Genomic DNA, 17,041 nt, shown 5'->3' with positions numbered 1-17,041 from the left:
TGAGCGGCGAGCTCGTCGCGAATCGGACGACAAATCCTCGACTGGAGGACCTGGTGAAGATCAAGCGGCATGGCGCCCTGATCAGCCTCATGGCGGCCGGCGCTCTTGCGCTCACCGCGTGCGGCTCGGACCAAAACACCCCGCAGGGCGGCGGAAACACCGGCGCTGCCGCTCCGACCGGAACCGCGCAGGTCGACTGCGGCGGTAAGAAGAACCTCGTCGCCGAAGGCTCCACCGCCCAGAAGGGCGCGATGGACGTGTTCAGCCAGGAGTACCAGGCCGCGTGTTCGGGCCAGCAGCTGGCCTACACGGCCTCTGGCTCCGGCGCGGGCGTGAAGCAGTTCACCGCCAAGGTCAGCGACATCGGTGGCTCGGACTCCCCGCTGAAGGAAGGCAAGGAGGCCGACGACGCGGCTGCTCGCTGTGGCGGCAACCCGGCGTGGAACCTGCCGCTGGTCTTCGGCCCGGTCGCGGTGGCGTACAAGTTGGACGGTGCGGACAGCGTCACGCTGACCCCGGACGTGATCGCCAAGATCTTCAGCGGCCAGATCAAGACCTGGGACGACGCCGCGATCACCACGGCCAACGGCGGCAAGGCGCTGCCCGCCAAGCCGATCATCGTGATCTCCCGTGCTGAGGAGTCCGGCACCACGGACAACTTCCAGCAGTACCTCGCCGCCGCGGCGCCGAGCTCGTGGACCAAGGGCGCGGGCAAGAAGTTCGTCGGTGGCGTCGGCCAGGGCGCGCAGGGTTCGTCCGGTATGGCCGATTCGCTGGCCGCTGCCGACGGCACCATCGGCTACGTCGAGTGGTCCTTCGCGCAGGACAAGAAGCTGAGCATGGCCAAGATCGACAGCGGTGCCGGTGCGGTCGAGCTGACCGCCGAGAGCGCGGCGGCCGCCATCAAGGAAGCCAAGACCAAGGGCTCCGGCAACGACCTCGTGCTCGACCTGAAGGCGCTGTACGCCAGCAAGGCAGCGGGTTCCTACCCGCTCATGCTCGCCACCTACGAGATCGTCTGCTCGAAGGGCTACGACGCGGACACCGCGAAGGCCGTGAAGGCGTTCCTGACCGTCGCCGCCACGAGTGCACAGTCCAAGTTGGGCGATGCCGGTTACGTGCCGCTTCCCCAGGAGTTCCAGGACAAGTTGCTGACCGCGATCAAGGCTATCGCCTGACGAGGTAAGGGCTGGCACACTCGCCATGAGTGAGATCCGAGACAGGTCTCCACGCCCCGTCGCCGCCGGTGAACCCGGCGCGCGGCGGGGCGCCTCGGCGACCGAGACACCTGCGGAGGCACCGATTTCGGTGAGCCCTCAAACCCCACCACCACCGTCGGCGACCGAGCCGCCCAAGACGGTGACCCGACCGGGCGACCGCATCTTCAGCGGCCTCGCCAAAGGGTCGGGCATCCTGATCGTCGTCCTGATCGTGGCGATCGGGGCCTTCCTGCTGGCCCAGGCGATCCCGTCGCTCGTGGCCAACAAGGCCAGCTTCCTGTTCAGCAGACAGTGGGTCGCGGGCGATCCGGACAATCTGGCGTTCGGTGTGCTGGACCTGCTGCTGGTGACGATATTCAGCTCGATCTTCGCGCTGCTCATCGCGATGCCGATCTCACTGGGTATCGCCCTGTTCCTGACCCAGTACGCGCCGCGCCGGCTGGCGCGGCCGTTCGCGTACGTCATCGATCTGCTGGCGGCGGTGCCGTCGATCATCTATGGCCTGTGGGGCGCGATCGTGCTCGCGCCGTTCCTCGAGCCGTTCACCGGCTGGCTCAACAGCGTCTTCGGCTGGGTGTTCCTGTTCGAAACCGGAAACGTCAACCGCTCGATCGGTCAGACGATCTTCACGGCGAGCATCGTGCTCGCGGTGATGCTGCTGCCGATCATCACGGCGATCACCCGCGAGGTGTTCGAACGCACGCCGACGATGCACATCGAAGGCGCGCTCGCACTCGGTGCGACCCGCTGGGAAGTCATCCGCACGACGGTGCTTCCCTTCGGCAAGGCCGGTTACATCAGCGCGTCGATGCTCGGCCTCGGCCGTGCACTCGGTGAGACCATCGCGGTGATGATCATCCTGGCGCCGGCGACGAGCAGCAACTTCGGCTGGAGCCTGTTCGACGGTGGCGACACGATCGCGTCGAAGATCGCTCGCGCAGCCGCCGAGTTCAACGACCCGCGCAGTGCCGGTGCGTACATCGCCGCCGGTCTGGTGCTGTTCCTGTTGACGTTCATAGTCAACGCGATCGCACGGTCGTTCATCGTCGGGAAGAAGGAGTACGAGTGACCACCACCGATCTCCAACGCCCGGCGACCGCGCCAGCGTTCCAGCAGATCAGTTCGGGCCGCAAGGCCAAGAACCTGACGGCGACGGTCCTGGTCGGCGCGGCCTTCGTGATCGCGGTCGCACCACTGGTCTGGCTGCTGTGGACAGTCCTGGAGAAGGGCTTCGTCCACATCCTGAACGCCGACTGGTGGCAGAAGTCGATGGCAGGCCTGACTTCCAGGCAGCCCGGCGGCGGTGTCTACCACGCGATCTACGGAACCCTGATCCAGGGATTGATCTGCGCGGTCATCGCCGTGCCGATCGCCATCATGGTCGCGATCTACCTCGTCGAGTACGGCCGCAACGGCCGGCTCGCCAAGGCGATCACGTTCACAGTGGACATCCTGTCCGGTGTTCCGTCCATTGTGGCGGCGCTGTTCATCTACGCACTCTGGGTCACCACGTTCGGTCTGCCTCGCAGTGGCTTCGCGGTGTCACTGGCGTTGGTGATGCTGATGATCCCGGTGGTCGTGCGGACAACGGAGGAACTGCTCAAGATCGTGCCGGACGAGCTGCGCGAGGCGTCCTACGCACTGGGCATTCCGAAGTGGAAGACGATCGCGAAGATCGTGGTGCCGACGGCGTTGTCCGGCATCATCACCGGCATCATGCTCGCGGTCGCCCGTGTGATGGGTGAGACCGCGCCGGTGCTGATCCTGGTGGGCTACGCGCAGTTCATCAACTACGACCCGTTCGGCGGCAACATGGCGTCGCTGCCCTTGTTCATGAACACCGAACGGCTGAGCATCAACGACATCGGCGAGGCCAGGGTGTGGGGCGCGGCGGTGACCCTGATCTTGATCATCACCGTGATCAACCTGCTGGCAACCGTGATCTCGCGGTTGACCGCCGTGAAGACGAAGTGAGGCGGCCATGGCCAAGCGCATAGACGTCAAAGACCTGAACCTGTTCTACGGCAAGTTCCACGCCGTCGACAGGGTGACCCTCTCCGTGCCGCCCCGCAACGTGACAGCGTTCATCGGGCCGTCCGGTTGCGGCAAGTCGACCGTGCTCCGCTCGCTGAACCGCATGCACGAGGTGATCCCCGGCGCCCGCGCCGAAGGTGAAGTCCTGCTGGACGGCGAGGACATCTACGCGTCCGCAGTGGACCCGGTGTCGGTCCGCCGGACGATCGGAATGGTCTTCCAGCGCCCGAACCCGTTCCCCACGATGTCCATCCGGGACAACGTGGTCGCGGGCCTGAAGCTGGCAGGCATGCGGGACAAGAAGAAGCTCGACGAGGTGGCCGAGCGCGCGTTGCGCGGAGCGAACCTCTGGGCCGAGGTGAAAGACCGGCTGAACAAGCCGGGCGGCGGCCTCTCCGGCGGTCAGCAGCAGCGTCTCTGCATCGCCCGCGCCATCGCGGTCCAGCCGGACGTGCTGCTGATGGACGAGCCGTGCTCGGCGCTGGACCCGATCTCGACGCTGGCGATCGAAGACCTGATCACCGAGCTGAAGAAGGACTACACGATCGTCATCGTCACCCACAACATGCAGCAGGCCGCGCGGGTGAGCGACCAGACGGCGTTCTTCAACCTCCTCGGCGTCGGCCAGCCCGGCAGGCTGATCGAGATCGACGACACCGAGAAGATCTTCTCCAACCCCAGCGAGAAAGCAACTGAGGACTACATCTCCGGCCGCTTCGGCTGAGTCCCGGCGTGGGGGGAATGCGGGCCGCCAGGGGCAACCCTGGCGGCCCGTTGTTTATGAGTAGATCAGTTGGGCGCTTCTGTCTTGTCGTAATTGGAATCCGCTACGCCCGATTGGCGGTACCGTTCACGACACGAACTTGCGGCACAAGTCCGGCTATTCACAGCGGTATGAATCGTGGTCGCGAATTCGGATCATGTGGGACGAAGCGTGCACAGTGAACACGAATCAAAGATGATCTTGTGCTCGGGGTGGGTGCAAAGGTTGTGCCGCAAGGAATCGTTGTAGTCCGCAGTGGATGCTGCCGACCTGCGTTTCCGGTGTGGATCGGGACTCCGGCCGTTTGGCTGATCGTCAATTACGCCGAATGCCGCTGGTAAGTGTCGATCACTCATCCGGGGCATTATGTGTCCTGGATCACTACCTCGGGTGTGAATGGCTGGATTTGCCGCGTGTGGGGGTTACGGACCGCTTTCAAGTAAGGACCAAGTGGGTGGAAGTGGTCGGGCGGTAGGGACACGCTGGGTGGTCGGTTGATACCGTGCGGTCAGATCCGGCGCTACCCAAGGGGTTCTCATGTACGAGGATGAGAAATCAGGCGTTCCGGCGGCTTGGAATGATCGTGCGCGCGCCGCGATGGATCAGATGCTCGAGAACATGAAGAACTTCAAGGTCAGCGCGGCATCCGGCCAGTTCTCGGTCTCGCCGGCGTGCGGCGAGGATCTGCTGAAGGTGATCCGGATGCTGCAGGACTGGCTCGGCGGCGGCCACGCGAACACCCTCGACCAGAAACCGATGCTCGGCGGCAGTTACGGCGCCCGCGCGATGGCGCCTTTCGTCCAGCAGATCGCATCCGACCAGCAGGGCTTTCTCACGCAGCTCACCCGGCTGCGCGATGTGCTTTCCGACGCCGAGAACGGCGTGCGGCAGGCAATGGCCAACTACCGGCAGAACGAGCACGCGGTCGCAGGCACTTTCGGTAAATAACGAAAAGAGGTGGCCATGCCGAACGAGTCCGACGGCGTCTACGTCGACGACCTGGGCACGGTGGGCACCACCGGCCGGGCCGAGCTCGCTGTCTCCGGTCTGATCGCCAAGATCGCCGGGCACGTCACCATCGCGCCACGGCCACATGAGAGTGCAGGCACCCGACAGGCGCCGATGCCCGAAGGCGTGCTGTACGAGAACATCGACCACCCCACGCTCAAGGCGATGGTCACCGAGAACGTCGATCCCGACCAGGTCGGCGTGCTGGCCAGCGCGTGGCAGAAGGCCGGCGCCAAGCTGACCCAGTTCCAGGACGACGTGACCGGCGCGATCAACAGCAGCCGGGATGACTGGCAAGGTGCGGCAGGGGAAGCCGCCCGTGAGTTCATGATCAGTGTGGGACGGTGGATCGGCGACGCGGGCCGGGGTGCCGAGCTGGCAGGCAAACAGGCCGCCAAGCACTCCGAAGCCTTGGCAGCGGCCAAGAACGCGATGCCGGAACCGGTTTCGTTCGATGTGGACGCCGCGAACGCCGAGCTGCGCCAGATCACCGACCCGATCACGTGGCTCTCGCGCTACGCCGACCACATGAAGGCCTACGCCGCCCAGAAAGCCGCTCAGCAGCGGGCCGCCGAAGTGGTCGCGACATACGACGCCGCACTGGCCGAGTCATCCACGATGCCCGCTTTCGCGCCTCCGCCCGTCATGGCAGGCGCGGGCGCGCCGATGCCTAGGACGCCGCAGGACGGCACATCGCCTATGTCCGCGTCTTCCAGTGTGCCCACGCCGATCAAATCGCCGGAGAGCGTGATTCCCGACGAAGCCCCGCCACAGGCTGCTGCGGCCGTGCCCATGGCGGGCGGCTTCGCGGCGATGCCGCTCGCGACACCCAGCGCCAGGTCGGTCGAACACGCCGTACCGGGAGCGCTGGCTGCTGAGAACTACCTGCTTGAGGGCGACGGGACGTTCGGGACCAAGCCGACGACTCCACCGGTGATCGGCGGATGACTGATTCGTTCACGCTGTCGCTCGCGGCGGTGGACATCCTGGCCGAGGCGCTTGGCGTGGACTGCCGCCGTTATCCGTTCCAGCTGCCCGGAATCGGCGACTTCGTCGACGATCGCGTGCGGATCGCACGGGCGGTGTTCGCGGATCTGACGCGACGCGGACTGGTCCGCAACGACCAGTTGAACCCCGACGTCGCGGAGGGGCTGCGGCTGATGTCCCGCTATCGCGTCTCGATCGCGGTACTGGGCACGTTGGACGACGAAAGTCCGTTGTACGCCAGGGTATCCACTGACGGCGAGCGTGGCTTGCTGGTCATCCAGGACGGCCAGATGTTCCGGTTCGAGTTCATCCGGCCGGAATCCTTGGCGCGCACCGCGGTCAGCCTGTTGCCAAGACTCCGCCCAGGGCACGGGCAATCGGTCACGATCGCGGCGAAATCCGCTGCCGCGGAGGAAAAACGCGAAGGCTTCGGCCGTGAGGTGCGGCCGGCGCGTACCGCGTCACAGGCGCAATTGATTGCAGCGCAAGAGATGCTGCGCAAGCCGAGAACCGGCGCCGGTTACTTCGTTGTGTCCGTTATGGACAGAGACGGCCGTGAGACAAGCGCACCGGGCCTGAGCTGGCTGGACACCGAGGACGGCCGGTACATGGCGCAGGCGCACCCGGACGATGGCGGCGGGACGTTCGCCCCCGCCGACACCATCCGCCTGGTGCAACAGCTGGAAAACCTGATGGACTCGCTGGCTTAGAGCTCGTCGGTGTCGTAGCCCGGCATCTTGCCGGTCACCACGAACACGACCCGGTTGGCGACCGACACCGCGTGGTCGGCGAACCGCTCGTAGAAGCGGCCAAGCAGTGTCACGTCGACCGCCGCGGCCACACCGTGGTCCCAATTGCGGTCCATCAACACCGTGAACAGGTGCCGGTGCAGGTCGTCCATCTCGTCGTCGGTTTCGTCGAGCGCACGCGCCAGGTCGATGTCCTGCGTCCGGATGACCTGCTCAGCCTGTTGCGCCATCTTGCACGCGACTTTGCCCATCTCGGCGAAGTAAGGCTTCACCGCCTCCGGCAGCACCGGGTTGGGGTGACGGCGGCGCGCGGCCTTGGCCACGTGCAGCGCCAAGTCGCCCATCCGCTCAAGGCTTTCCGCCGCGTGGATGACCGCGAGCACGGTCCGCAGGTCGGTCGCGACCGGTGCCTGCAACGCCAGCAACGCGTATGCCGATTCTTCAGCCTTCGCGCGGGCGTCATCGACCTTCGCGTCGTCGCCGATCACCTGCTCGGCCAGTGCCAGATCAGTCTCCAGCAAGGAACGAGTAGCCAGCGACATCGCGTCGCCGACCATGGAACACATGTCCGCCAGCTGATCGGCAAGTTGTCCGAGCTGGTCCCGGTAGGCCTCACGCATGGCGACAGCCTACGTGCAGGTGTCTGTTCTTACCGAATCCTCACGTGAACCGTGGGTGAACCACGGCCGACATCTAGGCGCAACCCTCGTCGCCCGCGTTGACGGTCGAGAGGTTCTTCGGTACCTCCGGCGCTGGTGGCGGGGCCTGGGTGTTCTGCCCGCCGGGGGTGCCCTGCGACGGGTTCTGGATCTTGCCGCCGAAGTCCTGGCCGAGCAGCAACATCACCGCGCCACCGAGCGAGTCGTCCTTCTCCAGCTTCGAACCGGGCACCGCCGCGGACACCGTGGTCGCCGCGTTGAGGTCCGTGCCGTACTTGACGACCGTGTTCGGGACCTTGATCCCGGACTCGACCGCTTGCAGCACCACGAAGCCCTGGTTGCGCAGCGCGGTCTGGGCACGCCTGCCGTCGCCGTCCTTCGCGCCGGAGTTGAGCACCTGCACCTTCACCGACTTCGGGTCGACGATCTGGCCTTGCTGGTTCTGCAACGATTCCGGCGGCGTCTGGCCTGCTTGTGCCTGTGGCGCACTGTCCGGCTGCTCGCTGGGCAACGGCACCTTGTTGATGATCGCGTTGAACAGTGCCCTGTTGTCCTTCTCCCGCAACACTTCGTTGCCGCGGCTGTTCGGATCGCCCACCGTGGGCACCGTGATGAACGTGACCTTGCCCGCGCCGACGCTCTGCAGCGAACGGCCGAGGGTGATCAGCTGGTCGGTGTCGATGCCCTCACCGAAGGTCGCCTTGGTGAACGCGCCGACGAACCCGCTGAGCTTGTTGGGATCGAGCAACACCTGACCGGACATCGCCTTGCGCAGCAACGAGGACAGGAACCGCTGCTGGCGCTTGATCCGGCCGTAGTCCGAGGTCTTGTCGCCTTCCTTCGAGGTCGGGCTGTCCCTGACGTGCCTGGCACGCACGAAGTTCAGCGCCGCGTCGCCGGCCAGCGTGACGTTCTGGCCGGGCTTCTCGATGATCCAAGTCTTCAACTCGATGTCGTACATCGGCCTCGACGCGCACACCTCGACGCCTTGAACGGCGTCCACCATGTCCTTGAAGCCGTGGAAGTCGATGCCGACGAAGTGGTTGATCTTCAGGCCGGTGAGGTTCTGGATCACCTTGGTGACGCACTTCGGCCCGCCGACCATGAACGCGACGTTGATCTTCTGGTTCGCGAGCGGCTTGGCCACCTCGCCGTACTCACGGGTCTTGGCGTCGTACTTCTCGCACGCCGGGATCTGGACTTCCAGATCACGGGGGAACGACACCATCACGACGCGTTTCCGGTCCTTGGGCACATGCGCGATCATGATCGTGTCCGAACGCGCGCCCTTGACCTGCGCGGCGGTGCCGACACCGTCCTCGGCCTCCGCGCCTTCGCGCGTGTCCGAACCGACCATCAGGAAGTTCTCGTCACCCAGCTGCGCGGCGCCGTCCTTGATGTCCGACGAGTTCTGGTCGAGCGCGGCGACGTCGTTGAACTGACCGTCGATCCATTCCTTGCCGCCCCACACGATGCCGGTGCCGACGAGCAGAACCGCGGCAATGGACGCGGCGGCTATCCGGCCGGACCGAACCAGCCGGTTGGTGGGTGGCTTGCGCGTGCCCCCGCCGCCGGTCGCCTCGCGCTCCGGCTCTGGGGGATCGACGTGCTGTGTGCGTTCGACGGGATCGACCACTGGCCGTTCGTTCACCGTGGGAAGATCGGCCAGTTCACGGTCGAGGGTGCCTGCTGCCTGGGTTTCTGCGAGGACGTCAGGCTCTTCGTCGCCCTCGCTTTCCCCTTTTAGCCACGGCATCAAGCGCTCGCGCTTTTCCTTCTTTAGTCGTTCCTCTTCGGCGAGTTCATCGTGCACCGCGGAGAAGCGCGCGAGGGTGGCGTCCACCCGGCGGATCTCCTTGACAGGCTCGGAGATGGCCTCCATCTCCGTGGTCATGCTGATGGCGTCGATCTCGCGGCGCGGCGGCAGCGGCTTGCGCTCCTTCGGCGGCGCCGGGCGCTTCAACGCGGGCGGGACCTGCCCGTTGCCGTTCGCTGGGTGCTCTTCCGGCTCGGCCGCAGGCGCCTGCGGGATCGGCAGCTGGGCCGACATCTGGCCGACCGGCCTTGGCGGACGGCCGTTCTGATCCGCGTTCGGCACGGGAAGCTGCTGGGACGGCTGCGGTACCGGCAGTTGCTGGGACGGCTGCGGCGGGCGCTGGGGCCGCTGCTGCTGGCCGGTGTGCCCGTTGGCCGGCTTGGCAGGCGCCGGGAGCGCCGCCGAGTTCTGAGGTATCGGCCGTGGGCCTGAGGTGTGCCCGCGCGGGGCAGGCGGGACCTTGGCGGCCGCGACCTGAGCTGCGGGTATCGAATATGTACCGGATGCTTGCGCGACTGGCCTCGGGGCCGGGTTCGGCGGCATCGGACGCTGTCCAGTCGCGTCACGCGACGGAATGGGCCGTTGTCCAGTCGCCTGCTGCCCGTTGGGCGGCGGCGCGGACGGCGGTTGCGGGGCGCGGCCACGGGGTTCAGGGCGCGGCATCTGCTGCGACATCTGCTCCGGACGCGGCTGAGCCTGCCTACGTGGCGGCGCGGCGCGGCGCTGTGCCTCCGGCGGAGGGGGCGGCGGTGCCTGCGGTGCCTTCGCCTGCTCGGCTTCGCGTGCTGCCCGTTGCGGGGCACGCGCCTGCGTCTGCGGTACCGGTTGACTCGCTGCGGGCGCACCGTTGACCTGCGGAATCGGCAGGTCTGTTCGCGACGTGTGGCGCTTGACCAGGTCCGAGACGCTGACGCCGCCCGAGTCCTCCATTGACCGTCTGCGACGGCGTGGCTGCTGTTCGGGTGACGCTTCCTCGGTCGAGTGACGACTGCGGCGAGCACCGGTGCCGTACGGGCGATCTTCGTCGGGCACCAGGTCTCCCTCCAATCTCAGTCACGTCACGATATCAACACGGCCCCGCTTGTCCAGACGCGCCGGGGAGCTCAAGTGTTGCAGACCGACAGTGGTCGTTGCCCAGCGATAGTACGGGCGGTGTCCACTGTTGACGACAGGCCGACGAACTTTGTTTACGTTCAGTACGCGGAATCGCGCAGGCTGCTAGGCCGAACGGGGGACGTCGCCCGCTAGTAGACCAGGGCCTTCGACTCGGTCACGGCCCGTCGCCCGGCCGCGGGGCCTGCCAAGAACGTTCTTCCGCCGACGCGGTACGCGACGGCGTTTCGTCCGGATTGCTTGGCGGTGTACAGAAGTCCGTCCGCCTGGCGCAGTTGGCGCTCCGGGCCGGAACCAAGGCTGAGGGTCGGCTCGTGGGCGATCCCGATGCTGACGGTCACCCGCAGCCCGAGAACGATCTTCGACCAGGGATAGCTCTCGATCTTGATCCGGGCGGCCTCGGCCATCGCGACCGCGGTCGAGCCGTCGACACCGGGCAGGACCAGCGCGAACTCCTCGCCGCCGTACCGCGCGCAGAAAGCGTCCTCCGGCAGGCCGTCCTGCAGCAGATCGACGACCCGTTGCAGCACCCGGTCGCCGATCAGGTGCCCGAAGGTGTCGTTCACCTGCTTGAACCAGTCCAGGTCGACCAATGCGACGGCAAGGCCGCCGACCATGGTGTGGCGGTCAGCGAGCAACGTGACCAGACGCTGGTCAAGATAACGGCGGTTGTAGCTGGCAGTCAGGCTGTCGCGGATGCTCTGCTCCCGGGCTTCGGCGTGCTCACGGCGCAACCTGTCGACTTCCCGGCGCAGCTGCTCGGGGATGCGCGGCGCTTCGGTCTTGTCGGCGTGGATGAGTTCGAGTGCGGAGCGGAGGTGCTGGTAGGCCTGGCGCCACTGGCCGCGCGAGGCCAGCAAGGTGGCGATCGACTCGTGCAGCTGGACAAGAGACGTGCCGTCTGGCGTGTTCGCGCCGCCTGTGTCCTCGTGCACGGCCCACTCCGGCGGGTCTGACACGGGCTCAGGCTCGGCGATATCGCGTCCGAGTCCGGTCACCGCCTTCACCTCCCTCAAGTATCTCTGTCGACCGGTTGGCGGCCCGGCTTGAGACACTGAGGGCAGGTGTATACAGAAATCCCTCATCTGGTGGATGAACGACTGCTCCAACCCAGTGATGGCGTGTGACACGCCTCGCAGTCGTCTTCAGTTTTGGCGGAGGCAAGGCATAAAGCCGTAAACGGTGCCGTCGAGCACCACGATCCGCTCGGATCCGATCTGATCGCCGAGTTTCTGGCCGTCCCGGCTGACAGTCAGCGAGACAGCGACGACATACACGTCACCGCGCGGCCGATCTGCCCCTTCGGGCACCCATTTCGTGTCCGGCCGCAACGTGGACAACGTCGGTTCGACGGTGATGGTGACACCGGCGAGTTCGCAGATGCGGTCGGTGAAGTCGGGGTGTTGCGTGCGGCGCAGGAAGTCCTGTTGGGCGGCTGGTCCTCGCTGCGCGGCGGCGTCGAAGTCGGTGAAGTACTTGACGATGAGGTCCTTGGCACCCACATCACCGGCGACGGGCCTGCCGTCGACCGCGGCCGAGCAGCCCGCCAGCAGCGTGACCACTGCGAATGCCGCTCGCATGGCTAGGAATTTATCGCCTTGGCGAGCTTCGCGGGTGCCTGCATGTGGGCAACGTGGCCGAGGTCGTCGAGCAGCAACAGCTCGGCTCCGATCGTGTACGCCAGCGTCTCGGTTGGCCTGCCGAACGGCATAGTGCCGACATTTTTGGCCCCGAGAACAACCTTGGCCGGCGCCTGTGGCGGTGTCACTTGGTCGTAGTCGATGTCGTACGCGAGCATGGCCTCAAGTTCCTGGATGGCCGACGGTACGAACGGCAACTGCGACCGCCACATCCGGTTGCCGCGATAGCGCTCCAGGACATCGGGCGGCGTCGGCGACACGTCAGTGACCAAGATCTCCATGGCGGCGTCGAGGTCGCCTGCCTCGACTGCCCGCTTTGCCCGTTCCACTGCCGTGCCAATGAAAGCTTTGAGTTGATGACCCGTCGCGATGGGCTCGTACAGGATCACGCTGTGTAGATCGTCGCGCTGTTGCGCGGTGAGCAACGCGATCACGGCGCCATAGCTGTGGCCGAAGAGAATTGAGCCGGGCCCAGCTTCGTCGAGAATGCGGTGCAGGTCCTCGATCTCTGTTTTGACGCTGTAGTCCGCGTTGAGGGCGATGCCATTGCGGCCACGGCGATCCCTCGCGATCACTTGATGGCCGGTGGAGACGAGTTCGGTACGGACGTCGTTCCACTGCGCCGCATCGGCGAGGACCCCGTGCACCACGACCATGGCCATGTTGAAAGGAACCCATTTCGGCGGTGAAGCATGCCGTGACGCGTGTCACTAGCCGCCGGAGTGCATGACATCCGCGCCCACGGGGACGGCGCGGTCGTCCGGATCGTCGAGCCAGCCGTCCGGCAACGTGACCTTCCCGGGTGAACCCTGACGCCCGCGCGGGCCTTCGGCGTCAGCGGGGAAAGGCGCGTCGTGGTCCAGTTGCGTGATCAGATCCTCGATCTGCCCGACGGTGTCGACCAACGCGAACTGCTGGCGCAGCTCGGATCCGATCGGGAAACCCTTGAGATACCACGCCATGTGCTTGCGCAGGTCGCGAATGCCCTTGTCCGGACCGAGATGCTCGGCGAGCAGCAGGGCGTGCCGGTGCAGGATCCGGGCGACAGTGCCGAGATTCGGGGCGTCCGGAATCGGCTCACCCCGCAGCGCTGCCTGAAGTTCAGCGAAAAGCCAAGGCCTGCCAAGGCAACCACGCCCGACGACGACCCCGTCGCAGCCGGTCTGCGCCATCATCTTGATGGCGTCGTCGGCGCAGAAGATGTCGCCGTTGCCCAGCACGGGAATGGTCGTCACGGCCTCTTTCAGCATCGCGATCTTCGACCAGTCAGCGGTGCCCGAATACCTTTGCGCGGCCGTGCGCGCGTGCAACGCGACCGCTTGCGCCCCTTCGGCTTCCGCGATCCGCCCGGCGTCAAGGAACGTCTGGTGCTCATCGTCGATGCCGACCCGGAACTTGACCGTGACCGGCACATCGCCCGCGGCGTCCACGGCAGCCTTGACGATGTCCCCGAAGAGCTTCCGCTTGTAAGGAAGAGCGGCCCCGCCGCCCTTCTTGGTGACCTTGGGAACCGGGCACCCGAAGTTCATGTCGATGTGGTCGGCCCGGTCCTCGCCGACGATGATCTTGGTGGCCTCGGCGATGGTGGCCGGGTCGACGCCGTAGAGCTGGAGCGACCGCGGGTTCTCGTGCTCGCCGAAGGTGATCATGTGCATGGTCTTCTCGTCGCGTTCGACGATGGCCCGAGCAGTGATCATCTCGCAGACGTACAGCGAGGTGGAGCTGCCGAATTCGCGGCAGAGCTGCCGGAACGCCACGTTGGTGATCCCCGCCATCGGCGCGAGCACGACAGCGGGATCGACCTGGTAGGGGCCGATTTTCAACGACGGAGTTCCAGCATTCACGTCCCTAAGGCTAGCGGTTACAGTCATGGTGCTACCGTGGTAGTACCGGACGAGCTATCATCAGGCCATGGCGGTGGAGAAGTTGAGTGTGTCCCTTCCGGACATCGTCGCGGCGCGAGCTCGGCGAGCAGCTGACCGGGCAGGCGTGCCGTTGTCGGCGTGGCTGGCGCAAGCCGCCGAGGCTGCTGCGGATCTTGCCGAGGCTCAGGCCGCCGCGCAGGAGTACGCGGCCAGGTTCGGTGAGCCGGATCCCGCTGAGCTGGCACAGATTCGTGCTCAGCTCGCGGAAGTGGGTGTCGGTTCGCCTGAGTCGCCGGAGGAGGCTTCGGCGCGTGCGGATGCTCTGGCCCGGCTTCTGGGATTGCCGAACGAAAGGCGAGCCGGTTGAGTGCTCGTGGTCTGATCTTGGATGCCGGGGCGCTGATCCACGTCGAAGGCAATCCCAGGGGACGCGTCTACGGGGCTTGCCGTGATGCTCTTGACGCGGGAACACCTGCGCTGTTGCCAACAGTCGTACTCGCACAGGTGTGGCGGGCGAGTCCCAAGCAGGCCCCGGTCTCGATGCTTCGCCGGATGTGCCGGTCCGTCCCGTTCACCGAGGATGTCGCGGAAGCAGTCGGCCGCTTGCTCGCGTTGGCTGGTACGGCTGACGTTGTCGACGCAGCCGTTGTCATTGCCGCGATTAGCCACGGCGGTGCCGTGCTCACCTCGGATCCTGGCGACCTTGGGAAACTCGCGAACGCTGCCGGTGTACAAATACCGCTGATTACCGTCTGATCGTTGTTGTCACTGTGTTGACTTCGGGCACTTGATCCGGCGGGTCACAGCTCCGGCAGCGGCTCGCCCACGAATGGCTCGCGTCCCTCGGCCAGCCAGAACACATAACCCCTCAGGTACGCCTCCATGCCGTTGTCCAGGTACGCCACGAGGTCAAGCGCTCCGTTCGCCGCTTCGACCTCTTCGTGTACCTCGCTGATGGACCACTTGTCGGCCAGCTTGATCGCCCATTCCCTGAGTCGCCCGCGATCAGCCCACCACTCGCGCACCGACGTCGGCGTCCAGTAGTCGTCACCGTCGGCGGCGTAGCCTTCCCACGGGTCGTCGATCGCCGCGTCGAGCACGCGCCTGACCTCGTCTGGATTCTGCGGCTGGCGGTAGATGAACTCCCGGCCATGGTCGTCGTCATACATGACGTGTTGTGGCGCGACCAGCCTGCCCGTCCAGCAGTTGTCGGTCGTGGCTCCGTAGAACGGGCCTGGGGTGTTGCGCCAATTGCGCTCCTCCCAGACGCCTTTGAGGTTGTCGGCTATGACGGGTAAGGGATTCCAGTACACGCGCCGGATCCTGCAACCTCCACTGGGCTTGAAGTCAAGCCCACGGCCCGACGCCGGAGATGCGGTCCGGCTTGATCCGGCCGATCAGCCCGGTCGGTGAGAACCTGTTGGGGAACGGGAAATCCGTGCCCAGGTACCGATGCGACTGCTTGTCCATGAACGCGGCCCACTCGTCGACGATACCCGGACCGTGGAACGTGACCGTGCCACGGACGATCAGGTGCTGGCGGAGTCCATGCGGGTCGTTCCGGTCATCCTCGATCATGACGGTGATCCGTGGGTCGCGGCGCAGATTCCGGGTCTTCACACGGAAGTCCTCCACGCCGAAGAGCAAGTCATCACCGTCCCTCGACACCCACATCAAGCTCGTTTGCGGCGTGCCATCCGGGTTGATGGTGATGAAGGTGGCGTAGCGGTCGGTCTCGAAGAGCCGGTAGGTGCTCGGCGGAAGCGTCGTCATGATCAGCAGCTTAGGAAGCCGATGGACACCCATCGGTACCCTGGGAACCGTGGGTGACTTTACTGGTGGGGACGTATTTCTGGCCGACTGCCCGGCCCGGCTGGCCGTCGAGATCATCACCGACAAATGGGCGGTGGTCACGTTGTACGGGCTCAGTCGCGGCCCACGCAGGCACGGCGAACTCATTGATCTCATCGGCGGCATCTCGAAGAAGATGCTGACCCAGACCTTGCGACGGCTCACCGAACACGGGCTCGTCACGCGCATCGCGTACGCGGAAGTACCACCGCGAGTCGAGTACGCCCTGACCGAACTCGGCACCACCTTGATGACACCGATCGAAATGCTCACCAAGTGGGCGGAACAGAACGGCGCCGCCGTCGTCGCCGCCCAGGAAGCCGCATCAGCTCAGTGAGCGTCGGGATTGCGGGCACGGCTGGGCGCCACCCGGTCGGGTTCGTTGGGCTGCTTGGGATACACCGGTGGCCACGGCGCGTCCATCAACCCAGCAGCCATGTCCCGGGAATGCATCTCCAGCAACGGTTCCAACGACTGCGGACGCATCGACTCCCACGGATCTCCCAGCGAAGCCAGCCGCTCGGGCACCGAAGCCAACGTCAACGACTCCGGCGAAATCGAGTCCACTTCGGACCAGAACAGTGGCGCCGAAACCGGCCCGGTCACCTTGTCCCGCACCGACCACGCACCGAAAACCGTCTTGTGCGGGGCGTTCTGGTTGTAGTCCACGAAGATCCGCTCGCCCCGCTCCTCCTTCCACCACGCCGCCGTGATCAGGTCCGGACGACGACGCTCCAACTCGCGGGCCACCGCCACTGCCGCTGACCGGACCTCGTAGGAGTTCCACCGCGGCTCAAGCCGCATGTACACGTGCAGTCCACGCTTCCCGGTCGTCTTCAGGTACCCCTCAAGCCCCAGCGACGACAGCAACGCCCGCAGCTCGTGAGCGGCTTCGACGGCCTGTGCGAACTTGGTCCCGGGCTGCGGATCGAGATCCAGCCGCAGCTCGTCCGCGAAATCGGGGTTCGCCGCCGTGAACGGCCACACGTGAAAACCGAGGCACCCGAGGTTCACGGCCCACGCGACATGCGCGAGGTCCGCGATGACCAGGGCGTTCGACGGCGTCCCGTTCACCGTCTGGACGACGGTCGTCTCCAGCCATGGTGGGACCTTCTCCGGCACGCGCTTCTGGAAGAACGACGGCCCGCCCGCGCCGCGCGGGAAGCGCTGCATCAGCACCGGCCGCCCGCCCATTGTGCGCATCAGCGGCTCGGCCACCGCCAGGTAGTAGTTGACCAGGTCGAGCTTGGTCTCGCCGCGAGCAGGGAAGAACACCCTGTCCGGGCTGGATACCGCCACCTCACGTCCAGCGACCTGCATGTTCCGGACGCTACCG

The 17,041-nt window shown here is 65.9% G+C and carries 19 protein-coding genes; 10 read left to right on the top strand and 9 right to left on the bottom strand.

Going from position 1 to position 17,041, the window contains the following annotated elements:
- Positions 1-53 precede the first annotated feature (53 nt).
- The 7 genes from pstS to B9C43_RS14380 all read left to right on the top strand — a co-directional run bounded on the left by pstS (position 54) and on the right by B9C43_RS14380 (position 6,722).
- Positions 54-1,178, top strand: a complete 1,125-nt coding sequence (gene pstS / locus B9C43_RS14410; RefSeq protein ID WP_084426804.1) for a phosphate ABC transporter substrate-binding protein PstS — start codon at positions 54-56, stop codon at positions 1,176-1,178.
- A gap of 25 nt (positions 1,179-1,203) precedes the next feature.
- A complete protein-coding gene (gene pstC / locus B9C43_RS14405) occupies positions 1,204-2,289 on the top strand; it encodes a phosphate ABC transporter permease subunit PstC (RefSeq protein WP_084426801.1) in 1,086 nt (361 codons plus the stop codon).
- Positions 2,286-3,194, top strand: coding sequence for a phosphate ABC transporter permease PstA (pstA, locus tag B9C43_RS14400; protein ID WP_033382163.1), 909 nt, complete (start codon positions 2,286-2,288; stop codon positions 3,192-3,194). Before pstC ends, pstA begins: the two co-directional genes overlap by 4 nt.
- Positions 3,195-3,201: 7 nt before the next feature.
- Positions 3,202-3,978, top strand: a complete 777-nt coding sequence (pstB, locus tag B9C43_RS14395; RefSeq protein WP_033382162.1) for a phosphate ABC transporter ATP-binding protein PstB — start codon at positions 3,202-3,204, stop codon at positions 3,976-3,978.
- Between the two features lie 576 nt (positions 3,979-4,554).
- Entirely contained in the window at positions 4,555-4,965 is a 411-nt protein-coding gene (locus tag B9C43_RS14390; RefSeq protein ID WP_143446337.1) for a hypothetical protein, read from the top strand.
- A 15-nt stretch (positions 4,966-4,980) separates the two neighbouring features.
- Positions 4,981-5,973 (top strand): WXG100 family type VII secretion target, encoded by a 993-nt coding sequence (locus tag B9C43_RS14385; protein ID WP_143446336.1) that lies wholly within the window; start codon positions 4,981-4,983, stop codon positions 5,971-5,973.
- Positions 5,970-6,722, top strand: coding sequence for an ESX secretion-associated protein EspG (locus B9C43_RS14380; RefSeq protein WP_084426796.1), 753 nt, complete (start codon positions 5,970-5,972; stop codon positions 6,720-6,722). Before B9C43_RS14385 ends, B9C43_RS14380 begins: the two co-directional genes overlap by 4 nt.
- Here B9C43_RS14380 and phoU read toward each other — a convergent pair.
- The 6 genes from phoU to dusB form a co-directional block, all read right to left on the bottom strand.
- Positions 6,719-7,381 carry a phosphate signaling complex protein PhoU gene (phoU, locus tag B9C43_RS14375; protein ID WP_033382158.1) on the bottom strand — a complete coding sequence of 221 codons (663 nt, stop codon included), beginning with the start codon at positions 7,379-7,381 and terminating at the stop codon, positions 6,719-6,721. The genes B9C43_RS14380 and phoU overlap by 4 nt on opposite strands.
- Positions 7,382-7,454: 73 nt before the next feature.
- Complete coding sequence (locus B9C43_RS55580; RefSeq protein WP_143446335.1) at positions 7,455-10,268, bottom strand: LCP family protein; 2,814 nt, start codon at positions 10,266-10,268, stop codon at positions 7,455-7,457.
- A gap of 212 nt (positions 10,269-10,480) precedes the next feature.
- Positions 10,481-11,347 (bottom strand): GGDEF domain-containing protein, encoded by an 867-nt coding sequence (locus tag B9C43_RS14365; protein ID WP_063750985.1) that lies wholly within the window; start codon positions 11,345-11,347, stop codon positions 10,481-10,483.
- Positions 11,348-11,494: 147 nt separating this feature from the next.
- Complete coding sequence (locus B9C43_RS14360) at positions 11,495-11,929, bottom strand: hypothetical protein (protein ID WP_084426793.1); 435 nt, start codon at positions 11,927-11,929, stop codon at positions 11,495-11,497.
- Between the two features lie 2 nt (positions 11,930-11,931).
- Positions 11,932-12,651: an alpha/beta fold hydrolase gene (locus B9C43_RS14355; RefSeq protein WP_084426790.1), complete on the bottom strand. Its 720-nt coding sequence runs from the start codon at positions 12,649-12,651 to the stop codon at positions 11,932-11,934.
- Positions 12,652-12,699: 48 nt separating this feature from the next.
- Entirely contained in the window at positions 12,700-13,860 is a 1,161-nt protein-coding gene (gene dusB, locus B9C43_RS14350; protein ID WP_084426787.1) for a tRNA dihydrouridine synthase DusB, read from the bottom strand.
- A 40-nt stretch (positions 13,861-13,900) separates the two neighbouring features.
- On the opposite strand from dusB, the gene B9C43_RS14345 reads away from it, so the two are divergent.
- Both B9C43_RS14345 and B9C43_RS14340 read left to right on the top strand, forming a co-directional pair.
- A complete protein-coding gene (locus B9C43_RS14345; protein ID WP_084426785.1) occupies positions 13,901-14,221 on the top strand; it encodes a hypothetical protein in 321 nt (106 codons plus the stop codon).
- The gene (locus tag B9C43_RS14340; protein ID WP_033382149.1) at positions 14,218-14,610 is read left to right on the top strand and encodes a hypothetical protein; all 393 of its coding nucleotides are present in this window, start codon (positions 14,218-14,220) and stop codon (positions 14,608-14,610) included. Before B9C43_RS14345 ends, B9C43_RS14340 begins: the two co-directional genes overlap by 4 nt.
- A gap of 44 nt (positions 14,611-14,654) precedes the next feature.
- On the opposite strand, the gene B9C43_RS14335 is transcribed toward B9C43_RS14340, so the two are convergent.
- Positions 14,655-15,167 carry a ferredoxin gene (locus tag B9C43_RS14335; protein ID WP_143446334.1) on the bottom strand — a complete coding sequence of 171 codons (513 nt, stop codon included), beginning with the start codon at positions 15,165-15,167 and terminating at the stop codon, positions 14,655-14,657.
- Between the two features lie 34 nt (positions 15,168-15,201).
- Complete coding sequence (locus B9C43_RS14330) at positions 15,202-15,627, bottom strand: TIGR03618 family F420-dependent PPOX class oxidoreductase (protein WP_084426782.1); 426 nt, start codon at positions 15,625-15,627, stop codon at positions 15,202-15,204.
- Positions 15,628-15,676: 49 nt separating this feature from the next.
- Here B9C43_RS14330 and B9C43_RS14325 point away from each other — a divergent pair, with 49 nt between their 5' ends.
- Positions 15,677-16,042 (top strand): winged helix-turn-helix transcriptional regulator, encoded by a 366-nt coding sequence (locus B9C43_RS14325; protein ID WP_235038606.1) that lies wholly within the window; start codon positions 15,677-15,679, stop codon positions 16,040-16,042.
- On the opposite strand, the gene ligD is transcribed toward B9C43_RS14325, so the two are convergent.
- Positions 16,036-17,025, bottom strand: a complete 990-nt coding sequence (ligD, locus tag B9C43_RS14320) for a non-homologous end-joining DNA ligase (RefSeq protein WP_084426779.1) — start codon at positions 17,023-17,025, stop codon at positions 16,036-16,038. The genes B9C43_RS14325 and ligD overlap by 7 nt on opposite strands.
- Positions 17,026-17,041: the final 16 nt, after the last annotated feature.

The organism is Kibdelosporangium aridum (assembly GCF_900176515.1).
GTDB lineage: Bacteria > Actinomycetota > Actinomycetes > Mycobacteriales > Pseudonocardiaceae > Kibdelosporangium > Kibdelosporangium aridum.
The sequence above is the reverse complement of the archived record's forward strand: the minus strand, read 5'-3'. Positions and strand labels throughout refer to the sequence as shown.